General features: G+C 66.3%; 10 protein-coding genes. 3 read left to right on the top strand and 7 right to left on the bottom strand.

The features are described from left to right. The first annotated feature begins 65 nt into the window (after window positions 1-65). On the top strand, window positions 66-2,639 hold the full coding sequence (gene pepN / locus ACWDTD_RS13075) for an aminopeptidase N (protein WP_449747525.1): 2,574 nt from the start codon (window positions 66-68) through the stop codon (window positions 2,637-2,639). Window positions 2,640-3,083: 444 nt separating this feature from the next. On the opposite strand, the gene ACWDTD_RS13080 is transcribed toward pepN, so the two are convergent. The 3 genes from ACWDTD_RS13080 to ACWDTD_RS13090 form a co-directional block, all read right to left on the bottom strand. Then, the gene (locus tag ACWDTD_RS13080) at window positions 3,084-3,581 is read right to left on the bottom strand and encodes a DUF5130 family protein (protein ID WP_449747526.1); all 498 of its coding nucleotides are present in this window, start codon (window positions 3,579-3,581) and stop codon (window positions 3,084-3,086) included. Continuing rightward, window positions 3,568-3,816, bottom strand: coding sequence for an aa3-type cytochrome oxidase subunit CtaJ (ctaJ, locus tag ACWDTD_RS13085; protein ID WP_449747527.1), 249 nt, complete (start codon window positions 3,814-3,816; stop codon window positions 3,568-3,570). Before ctaJ ends, ACWDTD_RS13080 begins: the two co-directional genes overlap by 14 nt. A 145-nt stretch (window positions 3,817-3,961) precedes the next feature. Then, window positions 3,962-4,597: an HNH endonuclease gene (locus ACWDTD_RS13090; protein WP_449747528.1), complete on the bottom strand. Its 636-nt coding sequence runs from the start codon at window positions 4,595-4,597 to the stop codon at window positions 3,962-3,964. A gap of 208 nt (window positions 4,598-4,805) precedes the next feature. Between ACWDTD_RS13090 and ACWDTD_RS13095 the strand changes: the two genes are divergently transcribed. Then, window positions 4,806-5,246 carry a globin gene (locus ACWDTD_RS13095; RefSeq protein ID WP_449747529.1) on the top strand — a complete coding sequence of 147 codons (441 nt, stop codon included), beginning with the start codon at window positions 4,806-4,808 and terminating at the stop codon, window positions 5,244-5,246. 79 nt (window positions 5,247-5,325) lie between these two features. Next, window positions 5,326-7,086, top strand: a complete 1,761-nt coding sequence (locus tag ACWDTD_RS13100) for a glycoside hydrolase family 13 protein (RefSeq protein ID WP_449747572.1) — start codon at window positions 5,326-5,328, stop codon at window positions 7,084-7,086. 28 nt (window positions 7,087-7,114) lie between these two features. On the opposite strand, the gene ACWDTD_RS13105 is transcribed toward ACWDTD_RS13100, so the two are convergent. From ACWDTD_RS13105 to ettA, 4 genes are all read right to left on the bottom strand, one after another. Then, window positions 7,115-7,810: a hypothetical protein gene (locus ACWDTD_RS13105; RefSeq protein WP_449747530.1), complete on the bottom strand. Its 696-nt coding sequence runs from the start codon at window positions 7,808-7,810 to the stop codon at window positions 7,115-7,117. Then, window positions 7,807-8,271 (bottom strand): acyl-CoA thioesterase, encoded by a 465-nt coding sequence (locus ACWDTD_RS13110; protein WP_449747573.1) that lies wholly within the window; start codon window positions 8,269-8,271, stop codon window positions 7,807-7,809. Before ACWDTD_RS13110 ends, ACWDTD_RS13105 begins: the two co-directional genes overlap by 4 nt. A gap of 28 nt (window positions 8,272-8,299) precedes the next feature. Beyond that, the gene (locus ACWDTD_RS13115) at window positions 8,300-13,060 is read right to left on the bottom strand and encodes an NAD-glutamate dehydrogenase (protein WP_449747574.1); all 4,761 of its coding nucleotides are present in this window, start codon (window positions 13,058-13,060) and stop codon (window positions 8,300-8,302) included. Window positions 13,061-13,181: 121 nt separating this feature from the next. Then, a complete protein-coding gene (gene ettA / locus ACWDTD_RS13120; RefSeq protein ID WP_449747531.1) occupies window positions 13,182-14,855 on the bottom strand; it encodes an energy-dependent translational throttle protein EttA in 1,674 nt (557 codons plus the stop codon). Window positions 14,856-14,927 lie beyond the last annotated feature (72 nt).

A 14,927-nucleotide genomic window follows, 5' to 3' on the forward strand; every position in this document is an offset into this window, starting at 1 on the left:
GGCTCATTCAACCAGCGCCGCCATCAAAGGATTCCGCCTCATCGTGCGGCGTTAAGCTGGCAACTGTGACTGCTCCGAACCTCACCAGAGACCAGGCCGCCCAACGCGCGGCGACCGTAAACGTGTCCCACTACGACATCGAGCTCGACCTGACCGACGGCAATGGCGCCGCGGGCGTCAAGACGTTCCGGTCGGCCACCACCGTGACCTTCACCGCCACCCCGGGCACCGAGACCTTCATCGATCTCGTCGCGCCGACCCTGACCTCGGCGACTCTCAACGGCACCGAACTCGACGTCACCGGTTTCGACGAGTCGGTCGGTATCGCCCTGCCGGATCTGGCCGCGGAGAACACCTTGACCGTGGTGGCCGACTGCGCGTACTCCAACAGCGGCGAGGGGCTGCACCGCTTCGTCGATCCCACCGACGACTCGGTCTACCTATACTCGCAGTTCGAGACGGCCGACGCCAAGCGGATGTTCGCGTGCTTCGACCAGCCCGATCTCAAGGCCACCTATGCCCTCACCGTCACCGCGCCGGAGGACTGGAAGGTGATCTCGAACGCGCCCACCGAGTCGATCACCGACGGTGTGCACCGATTCGAGACGACCCCGGTGATGAGCACGTACCTCGTGGCGCTGATCGCCGGCCCGTACGCCGAGTGGACCGATTCCTACTCCGACGATCACGGCACGATTCCCCTCGGCATCTACTGCCGTGCGTCGCTGGCCGAGTTCATGGATGCCGACCGGCTCTTCACCGAGACCAAACAGGGTTTTGGCTTCTATCACGAGAACTTCGGCATCCCCTACGCTTTCGGCAAGTACGACCAGCTGTTCGTGCCGGAGTTCAACGCGGGCGCCATGGAGAACGCGGGCGCGGTCACCTTCCTCGAGGACTACGTGTTCCGCTCGCGCGTCACCAAGTACAACTACGAACGCCGCGCCGAGACGGTGCTGCACGAGATGGCACACATGTGGTTCGGTGATCTGGTCACCATGAAGTGGTGGGATGACCTGTGGCTCAACGAATCCTTCGCCACCTTCGCATCGGTGCTGTGCCAGTCGGAGGCCACCGAATACACCACCGCGTGGACCACCTTCGCCAATGTCGAGAAGTCGTGGGCCTACCGGCAGGATCAGCTGCCCTCGACCCATCCGGTGGCCGCCGACATCCCCGACATCGCCGCAGTCGAAGTGAATTTCGACGGCATCACCTACGCCAAGGGTGCGTCCGTTCTCAAGCAGTTGGTCGCCTACGTCGGCCTCGAGGACTTTCTCTCAGGCCTGCGCGACTACTTCGAATCGCACCGTTTCGGTAATGCCACATTCTCCGATCTGCTTGCCGCGCTGGAGAAGTCGTCTGGCCGCGACCTGTCGGACTGGGGCAGCCAGTGGCTCAAGACCACCGGCATCAACGTGTTGCGGCCTGATTTCGACCTCGACGATTCGGGCGCGTTCACCCGTTTCACGATCGTGCAGGAGGGCGCGACACCGGGCGCCGGCGACACCCGTGTCCACCGGTTGCGGGTGGGTGTCTACGACGACGACGATTCCGGGAAGCTGACTCGCACGCACACCGTGGAACTCGACGTCTCCGGTGACCGCACCGATGTCGCCGACCTGGTCGGCGTCGCACGTGGCAAGCTCATCCTGATCAACGACGACGACCTCACCTACGCCTCGGTCCGGCTCGATCCCGATTCGCTGTCGACGGCCACCACACGGCTCGGCGATATCACCGAATCGATGCCACGCACCCTGGTGTGGTCGGCGGCCTGGGAGATGACGCGCCAAGCCGAGATGAAGGCCCGCGACTTCGTGGAACTGGTGTCGCGCGGCATCGCCGCCGAAACCGAAATCGGTGTGGTGCAACGAGTTCTGCTGCAGGCCACCACCGCGATCAACGCCTACGCCGACCCGGTGTGGGCGGCGAGCACCGGCCGGCCCGCGTTCAGCGCACGCCTGCTCGAGCTCGCACAGCAGGCCGATGAGGGCTCCGATCACCAGCTCGCGTTCGTCAGCACCCTGCTCTCGGGCGCGGTCAACGAGGATCAGACCCAGATGCTGCAGTCGATCCTGGACGGCGACGATCCGGCCGACTACGGTCTGGGCGGCCTGACCGTCGACACCGACCTGCGGTGGAAGCTGGTGCAGGCGTTGGCCACCGCGGGCGCGATCGATCGCGACGCCGACGACACACCGGTGATCGACGCGGAGGCCAAACGCGACAACACGGCCGCGGGCGCACGGCAGGCGGCGACGGCCCGGGCCGCGCGACCGCTGGCGGAGGCCAAGGCCGATGCCTGGGCGCAGGCCGTGGAGGACGACACCCGCTCGAACATCTACACCCGCGCGGTGGTGGCCGGCTTCGATCGCCCCGGTCAGGGCGAACTGCTCGCGCCCTACGTCGACAAGTATTTCGACGCGGTGCCCGGCATTTGGGCGCGCCGCTCCAGCGAGGTCGCCCAGACCGTGGTGGTGGGGCTGTACCCCTCGTGGGATATCAGCAGCGAGGCGTTGACGAAGGCCGACGAGTTCCTGGATGGTGACCACGCCCCCGCCCTCAAACGATTGATCTCCGAAGGCCGAGCCGGAGTGGAAAGGTCGCTGGCCGCACGCGAGTTCGACGCGAGCTGAACCCGGCGGGCTGCTGGATGGAGCGGCGTCGCGCGGGGAACCTCATCCCGCGCGGCGCCGCTCCGTCGCGTCGAGCGTGCCCAAAATCGCGTCGAGCGTGCCCGGTGGTTTCGACAAGCTCAACCAGCGGGGCGGACGCGCTCGACCAGCGAGCGCAGATCCCTGTCGAGCGTGCCCAAAATCGCGTCGAGCGTGCCCGGGTGGTTTCGACAAGCTCAACCAGCGGGGCGGACGCGCTCAACCAGCGGTGGTTTCGACAAGCTCAACCAGCGGGTGGACGGCTCAACCAGCGGTGGTTTCGACAAGCTCAACCAGCGGGCGGAGGCGCTCAACCAGCGGTGGTTTCGACAAGCTCAACCAGCGGGTGGACGCGCTCAACCAGCGGGCGGATGGCTCGACCAGCGAGCGGAGGGGCTCAACCGGGGAGCGGAGAGGTTGAGCGGTTCAGATCGCGGCGGCGGCGGTGGCCATCACGTGCAGCGCGGACACCAGTCCGTCGATGAGCTCGCCCTGGCGGATGCTGGAGATGGCAGCGGTGACGCCGAGACCGGCAACCCGGTCGTTGACTCGATCGGCCACGGCGCTACCCGACACCACGACGACGTCGTGCGTATTCGGCGACACCGCGATGAGGGCACCGTGGGCCGGCTCGGGCGCCTTGGCCAGCACGGCTCGCGCGTCGGCCACCGGATCGGCACCGAGATCGCCGATGTAAACCGAGAACCGGACGAGCGCCTTCTCGCTGGCCGCGGTCAGTGCCTCGTCCAACTCGACGAGTTCGTCCCGACTGAACGGCGGCGTGGTGGGGGTCTGTCCCGGGAATCGCGTCGCCGAGACGCGTCCACTGTTGGTGACGACCGTGCCGACGGGCAGAGCCGAGGCCGTGGTGGCCTCCAGGGTCGAACCGGAATCTGTCACATGAGAAACGTCACCACTTGGCACTGGCCGAGCCTCCATCCACATCAGTCGGTTCCGCGTGACCCGCGAGCGCCATCGGCTCGATATCCGTGGCACTGAAAAGCAAGGGGGCTCGATCCCACGGCTGATCGAGGCTGTATTCCTGCAGCTTCGGATACTTCAGACCCGACGAAAACGCCATCGACACCACACACGCCAAGGCGGCGATGACCACCAGGATCGTGACGGGCACTCCGATGTAGACGATCAGGTTGTCCATGTCACCCTTTCGTTCGTTCGCCGCAATCTCTTGCGTTCACTCCTCGTCGCCGACGCGGACGCGCCTGCCGAAGAGCTGGTGTGATCAATCTAGCTCACCGAACCGCCGTTCGGGCACTGACCCCTACAGTGCGTCGTAGACCGGCTCAGGCAGCTCCGGCGTCGATATACCGGCGCCACGCCGGATCAATCTCCTTGACCGACGCCAACAGGCGCCAGTGCGTGCCCCGCGGGATCGCGGGCTTCACGCGCAGCGCCCAACCGAGCTCGCTGAGTAGACGATCTGCCTTGCGATGGTTGCAGCTCGCACAGCAGGCGACGCAGTTCTCCCAACGGTGCTCCCCGCCCCGGCTGCGTGGGAGCACGTGATCGATCGTGTTGGCCTTGGCCCCGCAGTATCCGCAGCGGAACCGATCACGATGCATCAGCGCGGCCCGCGTCATCGGTATCGACGCCCGGTAGGGCACCCGCACAAAGCTGCGGAGCCGGATCACCGAGGGGATCGGCACCGCTATCCCGGCCGAGTGCACGGCCGACCCTGTGGTGTCGGCGTCGATGACGTCGGCACGCTCGCGCAGCACGAGGACGATCGCGCGTCGGATCGAGATGGCCGTCAGCGGTTCGTAGGTGGCGTTGAGGAGCAACACCCTCCGGCGCCCCCACAACGTGGTGTCGCGCGACGGCGTCGATTCCCGGGACGGTGTCGATACCCGGGACGGTGTCGATACCCGCGAAGGTGCCGATTCACGCGGCACGCCGATGTGATGTGCACTGCGTGTCATCGCGCCTCCCGCCCACGTCGAACGCCTCAAGCCCACGTCGAACACCGTCAAGTGGATCACGGAAGTCGACGTCACGCACGAGAACACTGCGTGTACATGCAGGTCAGCCAGATGAACGGCCCGTTGCCCGCAGACCCCGACCACCACTCGCGCCGCACCGTCGCCTCTGCCGATCACTTGGTTGAGACCACCTCCCCGTGCGGGGACAATGGAATGCGTGAGTGGTGAGATCCCGGCGGCAGGCCGGCAAACGGAGACGCAACCTGCGCGTTCCTTCTACGACGAGGTGGGTGGGGCCGCGACCTTCGACACCATCACCCGTGTGTTCTATGAAGGGGTTGCCCGCGACGAGGTGCTGCGCCCGATGTATCCGGAGGAGGACCTCGGGCCCGCCGAACGTCGGCTGAGGATGTTTCTCGAGCAGTACTGGGGCGGGCCCCGCACCTACTCCGAGGAGCGCGGACACCCGCGACTGCGGATGCGCCACCATCCCTATCGCATCGGCCCGATCGAGCGGGACGCCTGGCTGCGCTGCATGCACACGGCCATCGCGGCCGTCGACGACACCACGCTCGATCCGCCGCACCGGCAGGCACTGATCGACTACATGGAGATGGCGGCCCAGTCGATGATGAACTCCCCCTTCTGAGCCCTGCAGCCCCCGTTGACTGCCGAGCCGACGCGCCGATCCGACCAGCGTTTCTGCGCGAAAACTCAGGTAGGGCAGAATTACTACGGTGAGCGATGAGACACCGGATGTTGTTCCCGTCGACCCCGACACTCTCGATGAGACCGACGTCGAGGCCGAGCCCGCTGCGGCCCCAGTGGTCTCGCAGTTGGACCCGGGCGACGACAGCTGGTGGCGATCGGCCATCTTCTACCAGATCTATCCCCGGTCGTTCTCCGACCTGAACGGCGACGGGGTGGGCGATCTGGCCGGTGTCATCGACAAGCTCGGCTACCTCGAACTCCTCGGCGTCGACGCCGTCTGGCTCAGCCCGATCATGCGCTCGCCGATGGCTGATCACGGCTACGACGTCTCGGACCCCCGCGACATCGATCCGATCTTCGGTGATCTCGCCGAGTTCGACGAGTTGGTGGCCGAAGCCCATGACCGCGGCATCCGCATCACCATGGACCTGGTCCCCAACCACACCAGCGATCAGCATCCGTGGTTCGTCGAGGCCGTCGCCGCGGGACCTGGCAGCCCCGAACGGGCGCGATACATCTTCCGCGACGGCACCGGGGAGGACGGAAACGATCCGCCCAACAACTGGCACAGCGTGTTCGGCGGTTCGGCGTGGCGGCGGGTCACCGAGGCAGACGGTTCACCGGGCCAATGGTATCTGCACATCTTCGCGCCCGAGCAACCCGATCTGAACTGGGAGAATCCCGAGGTGTTCGACGACCTCGAACGTACCTTGCGGTTCTGGCTCGACCGCGGGATCGACGGTTTCCGCATCGACGTCGCGCACGGCATGGCCAAGCCCGCCGAGCTACCCGACATGGACCTCGAAACCGTTGGACTCCTGCAGAACAGCGACGACGACCCGCGGTTCAACAACTATGCGGTCCACGACATCCACCGCAAGATCCGCAAGGTGATCGACGAGTATCCGGGGGCGGCCAACGTCGGCGAGATCTGGGTGGACGACAACGAACGTTTCGCCGAGTACCTGCGTCCGGACGAACTCCACATGGGCTTCAACTTCCGTCTGGCCAAGGCGCCCTTCGAGGTCGACGCGATCCGCGACGCGATCGAGAACTCTCTGGACGCTGTGCTCTCGGTCGGCGGGGTACCCACCTGGACCCTGTCGAATCACGATGTCGACCGCGAGGTGACCCGCTACGGAACCATAGAGCCTCCCACCGACGCCGAAGCCGACTCCGAATCCGAATCCGACGCGAAGTCCGGCCCCGAACACGTGGTCGACATCGACCTGGGCCTGGCGCGCGCGCGGGCGATGATCCTGGTCGAATTGGCTCTTCCCGGAACGGTATTCATCTACAACGGCGCCGAACTCGGCTTACCCAACGCCGACCTCCCCGACGAAGTGCTGCAGGATCCGGTGTGGAAACGGTCCGGACACACCGAACGTGGCCGCGACGGATGCCGGGTTCCGTTGCCCTGGGAGGGATTCGAGCCGCCGTTCGGATTCTCCAGCAACCCCGACACATGGCTCCCGATCCCCGCATCGTGGGTGCGGTTCACCGTCGAGAGCGAACTCGAAGACGTCGGCTCGATGCTGTCGCTGTACCGGCAGGCACTCGAAATGCGTTATACGCGGCCCGAATTCAATGGTGAAACAGTCGAGTGGTACGGGGCGCCGGAAGGTTGCCTGGCGTTCCGAAGGTCCGAGGGTGAGCTGATCTGTGCGTTGAACACCACCGACGAACCGGTGGCACTGCCCGCTGGTGAGCTGCTGCTCACCAGCTCGCCGCTGATCGACGGTCACCTCGCACCGAACTCGTCGGCATGGCTGGTCTGACCCGATCGACCTCCGACGCACGGCACCGTCAGAGCACCGTCACCCCGAGATCGCGGTGGCGGCGCTGATACACCGATCCGAACCGCGCATCGATCCGGATCCACGCCGCCGACAGGCGGATTCGCACCGGCTCGGACGCTGCAATGGCGTCGGTCGGCGACGTCTCGGTGACCTCGTGTCCGTCGCCATCACGCACGAATCCCATTGCGGTGAGCGCAAACAGCGATCGCAATGACACCGTCGCCGACAGCCCACCCTCGGCCGTCGACACCTCGAGGATTCCCTGATCGAGCAGTCCGGTGGCCGGACCGAAGTTGCTGCCCTCCTCGCGCGCCAGGCGTGCCCCCTCACGCGTGACGTCGACGACGGTGCGGGCGGGCACGTCGTCGAGGTGGCGATAGCCCACCCGGGCCGGAAGCGCCCCGCGCCATGCGGAGTCCAACGGCATTCCCGGGTCGGCGGGCTCGCTGCCGTCGCCGCGGGCCAGCGCGGATCGGATGGTGGCGGCGTCGCACACGACGTCGTCGGGTGCGAGCGTCCCGAACACCGACCGGGTCACCAGCACGTCGAATCCGGTGTGTGCCCACAGCGCCACCAGCCCGTCGGCGCGCGCCGACAGGCGGATCACGGCAGCCTCGTCGAGGCGCATCGCACGGGATAGGAACGCCACCGCATCGGCACGATCGTCTGCGCCTGCGGGCGCCAGAAACCGCTCCGGACTCATGTCTTGTCGGCGGCCACCGGTCGCCGGAAGCTTTCCAGGTAGGCGCGTTCGTCGGGGGCCAGGCGTCGCAACCGCTGGGCGTCGACGTCGAACGCGACCAGTTGGGTGGTGGCGGTGACCGCCGGTTTGTCGGTGGCCGCCGCCGTGCGCGGCCGCACCTCGTAGCCCACCACGAAATCGACCGCGCGGACCTTTTCGACGAACATGGTGACCGCGATCGGACCCTCGTCGTGGCGGACCTGCGCGCGGTAACGCACATGGAGATCGGCCACCACGCAGCCCTCCCGCAGCGAGGCGGTGGGACGCTCGTCGTAGAAGAGCCACGGGATGCGCGCCTCCTCCAGGAGGGTCACCATCCGCGCATGGTTGATGTGCGCGAACACATCCATGTCCGACCACCGCACGGGAACCTTGACGACGTAACCGTTCTCGGTCACCGTGCCCTCATCCTCGAACAGCACACTCATCCTTCCGTCGGGTGGGCACGTCTCATCGGATCACGCTGCGCAGCTGGCGCGCCGCCACCGACAACGTGGCCAGGTCGAGGTTGCCCGACTGCTCGATGTCGGTGAGCATCGCACGCACCCGCGCCAGCCGCGAGGAATGCGACGACTCCCACTCGTAGATCTTGTCGTCGGCCGATTCGTCGGGTTCGGTGATCTCCAGGATCTTGAGCGTCAACGCACGCAGCGCGCCGTGCATGTCGTCGCGAAGGGCCAGCCGCGCCAGCGCGTGCCACCGGTCGCCGTACTCGAGGGTCGACACGGCGGTGAGCAACTCCTCGAGACCGTAGTGCTCCATCACCGCGAAGTAGAGTTCACCGACCTCCACCGGGTCGCGGTCGGAGATCTCGGCCGCATCGATGATGTCGAGCAGACAGAACCGGTGCAGGCTGATGGCCACGTCGTGGGCCAGATCGGGTGCGACACCGAGCTCCTGGTAGTGCGCGACGCGCTCGTCGACGTCGGCGGCCGAACTCGTGCCGAACCAGCTGTCCACCAGCGCCGACAGTTCGGTGATGCGACCGGTGTAGCGGGTGACCTCGGCGGCCATCGCCAGCGGCTGGGGGCGGAACGCCAGCAACCACCGCGACGCCCGGAACAGCAGCCGTCGTGCGTAGAGGGTCATCTCGTCGATCGCGGTCACCGGTGCCGCCGCGTGACGGATACGGTCGAACAGGTCGGACATCCCGAAGACCTGATCGGCCACCACGTAGGCGCGCACCCCCTCCTCGGTGGTCGACCCGGTGCTCTCCCCGAGCCGGAACAGATGCGTGATGCCTGCCCGGTCGACGACGTCGTTGACCAACACCGTGGTGACGATCTCCCGCCGCAGCCGATGTGCGTGCAGCGCGTCGGGGAACCGTTCCCGCAGCGGCACAGGGAAATAGGACGACAGCCGGGGGTCGAATACATCGTTGTCGGGCAGGTCGGTGGCCAGCAGGTCGTCCTTGGCGGCCAGCTTCACGTGTGCCATGAGGGTCGCCAGTTCGGGCGACGTCAGACCGCGATGCAACTCCGAACGCTCCCGCTTGAGCAGCTCCTGCGGCGATGGGAGCGCCTCGAGGCGCAGATCCACTCCGCGAGAGGAAAATTCACGAAGCAGCCGGGAGCCCACGTCCACCCGGTCGAGTGCGTATGCCCGCGCGAAGCCGAGTTCTGAATTCTGCGAGACGTTGTCGGCGAGGACGAGGTCACCGACCTCGACGGTCATCGATTCCAGCAGCGGGTCACGCGCAGCGGGCTCGAGTTCACCGCCGGACACGGCGGCGTCGAGCAGAATCTTGATGTTGACCTCGTGGTCGGAGCAGTCGACGCCGGCCGAATTGTCCATCGCGTCGGTGTTCACCCGGCCACCCGCGAGATCGAACTCGATCCGGCCGCGTTCAGTGGCGCCGAGGTTGCCACCCTCGCCGATCACCTTGGCGCGCAATTGGTTTCCGTCAACCCGGATGGCGTCGTTCGCCTTGTCACCGACCTGTGCGTCGGATTCGGTGGAGGCCTTGATGTAGGTGCCGATGCCGCCGTTCCACAGCAGGTCGACCGGTGCGACGAGGATCGCCCGGATCAGCTCGGGCGGCGACAGCTGCGTGACCCCGGCGTCGAGACCGAGTGCGTCGCGCATCTGTTCACTGACCGGGATGGATTTCTGCTCGCGTGACCACACGCCACCACCGGCACTGATGAGGGAGGTGTCGTAGTCTGCCCACGACGAGCGCGGTACGTCGAACAGTCGGCGGCGTTCGGCGAACGATGTCGCCGCATCGGGGGCCGGGTCGACGAACACGTGCCGATGGTCGAAGGCCGCGACGAGTCGGATGTGTTCGGAGAGCAGCATGCCGTTGCCGAACACGTCGCCGCTCATGTCGCCGATTCCGACCACGGTGAAGTCCTGTGACTGTGTGTCGATTCCCATCTCGCGGAAATGGCGCTTCACCGACTCCCACGCACCGCGTGCGGTGATACCCATCGCCTTGTGGTCGTAACCGGCCGAGCCACCGGAGGCAAACGCGTCGCCGAGCCAGAACCCGTATCCGATCGCCACCTCGTTGGCGATGTCGGAGAAGGTCGCGGTGCCCTTGTCGGCGGCCACCACGAGGTACGGATCGTCGCCGTCGCGACGCACCACCGATGCCGCCGGGATGACCGCACCGGAGGAACGGTCGAGATTGTCGGTGACGTCGAGCAGACCGGAGATGAACTGCCGGTAGCAGGCAATGCCCTCGGCGCGCAACGCATCTCGGTCGGCCGCCGGATCACCGGTGGATGACGGCGTTCGTTTCACCACGAACCCGCCCTTGGCACCCACCGGCACGATCACCGCATTCTTGACCGCCTGCGCCTTGACCAGACCCAGGATCTCGGTCCGGAAGTCCTCGCGCCGATCCGACCAGCGCAACCCGCCACGGGCCACCGAGCCGAAGCGCAGATGCACGCCCTCGATGCGCGGCGAGTAGACGAAGATCTCGTGCGCCGGGCGGGGTTCGGGAGTCTGTGGGATCTCGCGTGGCCGCAGCTTGAACGACATGACCGGGCGCAAATCCGTGCCGGCCGGTGGGGTGTCGGGCAAGGTTCCGGGCGCCGACGCCGGCACGTAGAAATTCGTGCGCACGGTGGCGGTGACCACCGCGCTGAACGCCGACAGCACACGGTCGGCGTCGAGACTGAGAACCTGGCCGACGTCGTCGCGCAGGCGGGCGAGGATCTCGTCGCGGGCGGTGTCGTCGGCGTGTTCGGGATCGAAGGACGCCTCGAACAGATCCACCAGGCCACGGGTCACCGAGCGGTACTGACCGAGTGTCTGCGCGATGTGAGCGGGACTGTAGGAGAAGCCGCACTGACGCAGATACGCACCGTAGGCGCGCAACACCGCGGCCTCGCGCCAGTCCAGGCCGCAGCGGATGACGAGTTCGTTGTAGGCGTCCACCTCGGCGTTGCGCCGCCAGATCTGGGTGAACGCGGTGGTGAACCTATCCCCGAGGTCGTCGATGTGCTCGGTATCGACCGTCATCTGATCGGCCAGCGTCACCCCGAACTCGTAGACGTGGCACACCTGCCCGTCGGGGCGCACCACGCGGTAGGGATGTTCGTCGACGACGTCGAGGCCGAGACTGTGCAGCACGGGTAGTACGTCGGTCAGGGTGGCCGAACCCCCGCACAGATACAGCGTGAAGGCCCAGCGCAGCGGCCTCGCCGGCTCGTCGGCACCTGTCGCTGTCTCGGTGGCGCTCTGGTTGAGGGTGACGGCGATGTCGCCGTCGGACAGGTCGGCGACATGGGCGAGATCGGCGACGGCGGCGGCCGGGGCCCGCTGATCCTTGTAATCGTCGGGCACACCCGCGATGAGCCGGAGCAACGCGTCGGTGCCGCCCCGTGGCGGTGTCACGCCTGCGGGCAGCCCGCTGACGGCCATCTCCCGGACGCGTTCGTCCCAGGTACGGATGACGCCGGCCAGCGCTTGCTGCAACTCCTGCAGGGCGGGGGTCCCGATATCGAAGGAATCGAACTCGGCTGCCCCGGCCGCGTCGACGCGGACCATCACCTGCAACTGGGCCAGCGGCATCTCGCTGACCCGGGCCGAGTACTCCAGATCGGTTGCATCGAGGCGCTCGGATACGGTGCGCTGCAACGCGAGTCGCGTCTGGGTGTTGTAACGGTCGCGCGGCAGATAGATCAGCGCGGTGGCAGTGCGTCCCGGCGGATTGATCCGCAGAAATGCGCGCAGCGAACGGGTGGCCACCGCGTCGAGCATCTCCTCGACACGCCGGCTGAGTTCGGCGTCGGAGTCGGCGAACATCTCCACGAGCGGATAGTTCTGCAGGAGTTCGATCATCGACTGCCCGGCGAAGGAGTCGTCCTCCACACCTGCCCGGCGCACCACCTCGTGAACCTTGGTGCGCAGCACCGGAACATCGAGGATCGTCTGGTGCAGCCCCGACGAGGTGAAGGTGCCGAGGAACCGGTGTTCGCCGGCGTGCGATCCGGACTCGTCGAATGCCGGCATCTGAATGAGAATCGGATAGTTGGATCGCTGGATGCCCGTCGGCAGGTAGACGCGGGACACACGCGGCAGCAGCGGCGCGGTGGTCAGGGACGGAAAGTCGGTGTCCACTGCGTCGCCGCGCCACACACCGAGGCTGTCGCCGACCTCACCGGTGCCCGACACCCGCGTATACCCCAGCGGCACAAAATGATTGCCCGCAAACCACTCCAGCAGCCGCGAGTACTCATAGCGCTCGGTGGCACGGATACCCGACTCGGGGGTGGTCGGTGCCGCCGCACAATCGGCCGCACATGTCGACAACTGCCCCCGCATCGCGACCGCGTCGGCATCGACGATGCCGACCCGCCCGATCACCCGTGTCAACGAGTCCCGCAGGTCGCTGGCATCTACACCCGTGCGCCCCGACAGTGCGCTCACGTAAATCCACGACTCCATCGGGCCGTCATGACCGCGGCCGACGGCGGTGAGCTGTCCGGAGTCGTCGCGCGACACCGCGAGCACCGGGTGGTCGATGCGACCGACCGTCAGGTCGTGGCTTTCCAGGGTGGTCAGCACCGCCTCCACGAGGAGCGGCATGTCGTCGTTGACGACGATGATCTCGGTGCCGCCACCGTCGGAGTCGATGACGTCGACCAGCGATTGCCCGTCTGCTCGGGTCTGCGCGAACTCCAGGTGCCTGCTGATCCGCTCGAGATCGGCGGGGTCGACAGCCGCAGAGTTCTCCGACGAGGTGTCGTCACCCCCCACCGTCAGATAGCAGGGAACCACTTGCGACAGCAACGATGCCGCCTGAGACAACGCACTCACCTTCGTTCCTGGGTACGGCCACCGGCCGTGAACAGATCCGACCCGATGGTACGGACCGCGGTCAGTCCCGGGTCAGTTTCCGGTGGGTAACCCGGTGCGGGCGGGCGGCGTCGGGACCGAGCCGGTCCACCTTGTTGGCCTCGTAGGCCTCGAAGTTGCCCTCGAACCAGAACCACTTGCCCTCTTCGACGTTGCCCTCCCAGGCCAGGATGTGGGTACAGGTGCGGTCGAGGAACCAGCGGTCGTGGCTGATCACCACGGCACAGCCGGGGAACTGCTCCAGCGCGTTCTCCAGCGAACCCAGGGTCTCCACGTCGAGGTCGTTGGTAGGCTCGTCGAGCAGGATCAGGTTGCCGCCCTCCTTGAGGGTGAGCGCCAGGTTGAGACGGTTGCGTTCACCACCGGAGAGCACCTCCGAACGCTTCTGCTGGTCGGGGCCCTTGAACCCGAACGCGCTCACGTAGGCACGCGACGGCATTTCGTTCTGACCCACTTCGATGTAGTCGTTGCCGTCGGAGACGACCTCCCACACCGTCTTCTTGGGATCGATGTTCGCGCGCCCCTGGTCGACGTAGCTGAGCTTGACCGTCTCACCCACCTTGACGGTGCCCGAATCCGGTTTCTCCAAACCGACGACGGTCTTGAACAGCGTGGTCTTACCGACGCCGTTGGGGCCGATCACACCGACGATCCCGTTGCGCGGCAGGGTAAAGCTGAGGTCCTTGATGAGTACCCGACCGTCGAAGCCCTTGTCGAGGTGGGAGACCTCCACCACCACATCGCCCAGTCGCGGCGGTGTGGGGATCTGGATCTCCTCGAAGTCGAGCTTGCGCGTCTTCTCCGCCTCGGTCGCCATCTCCTCGTAGCGCGCCAGTCGGGCCTTGTTCTTCGTTTGGCGGGCCTTGGCGCCCGAACGCACCCAGGCGAGCTCTTCCTTGAGCCGCTTCTGCAGCTTCTGGTCCTTCTTGCCCTGGACCTCGAGCCGCTCGGCCTTCTTCTCCAGGTAGGTGGAGTAGTTGCCCTGGTACGGGATCAGCTTGCCGCGGTCGACCTCGCAGATCCACTCCGCGACGTGGTCGAGGAAGTAGCGGTCGTGGGTGACGGCGAGGACGGCACCGGGGTAGGCGGCCAGGAACTGCTCGAGCCACAGCACGCTCTCGGCGTCGAGGTGGTTGGTGGGCTCGTCGAGCAGCAGCAGGTCGGGCTTGGAGAGCAGCAGTTTGCACAGGGCGACACGGCGTCGCTCACCACCGGAGAGGTGGGTGACCGGGGAGTCGCCGGGCGGGCACCGCAGCGCGTCCATCGCCTGATCGAGCTGGGAATCGAGGTCCCAGGCGTCGGCGTTGTCGAGATCCTCCTGGAGTTTGCCCATCTCCTCCATGAGTTCGTCGGAGTAGTCGGTGGCCAGCAGTTCGGCGATCTCGTTGAAGCGATCGAGCTTCTGTTTGATCTCGCCCATGCCCTCTTCGACGTTCTGCTTGACCGTCTTCTCCTCGTTGAGGGGCGGCTCCTGCAGAAGGATTCCGACGGTGGCATCGGGGTCGAGGAACGCTTCGCCGTTCGACGGCTGGTCGATCCCCGCCATGATCTTGAGGATCGACGACTTACCCGCACCGTTGGGTCCCACGACGCCGATCTTGGCGCCGGGGAAGAACGACATCGTGACATCGTCGAGGATGACCTTGTCGCCGTGCGCCTTGCGCACCTTCTTCATGGTGTAGATGAATTCGCTCACGCATCTGCCTTCCTGTGCGCTGATCAGGGCCACAGCTCCCGCCGCATGAGACGGCTTCGGCGCCCATGGCAC

Source organism: Gordonia sp. NPDC003425 (genome assembly GCF_053588635.1).

What these genes read in the sequence shown, in the direction of transcription:
- ctaJ (WP_449747527.1), bottom strand. Translation starts at nt 3,816, where the DNA reads ATGGACAACCTGATCGTCTACATCGGAGTGCCCGTCACGATCCTGGTG.
- ACWDTD_RS13090 (WP_449747528.1), bottom strand. Translation starts at nt 4,597, where the DNA reads ATGACACGCAGTGCACATCACATCGGCGTGCCGCGTGAATCGGCACCT.
- ACWDTD_RS13095 (WP_449747529.1), top strand. Translation starts at nt 4,806, where the DNA reads ATGGAATGCGTGAGTGGTGAGATCCCGGCGGCAGGCCGGCAAACGGAG.
- ACWDTD_RS13105 (WP_449747530.1), bottom strand. Translation starts at nt 7,810, where the DNA reads ATGAGTCCGGAGCGGTTTCTGGCGCCCGCAGGCGCAGACGATCGTGCC.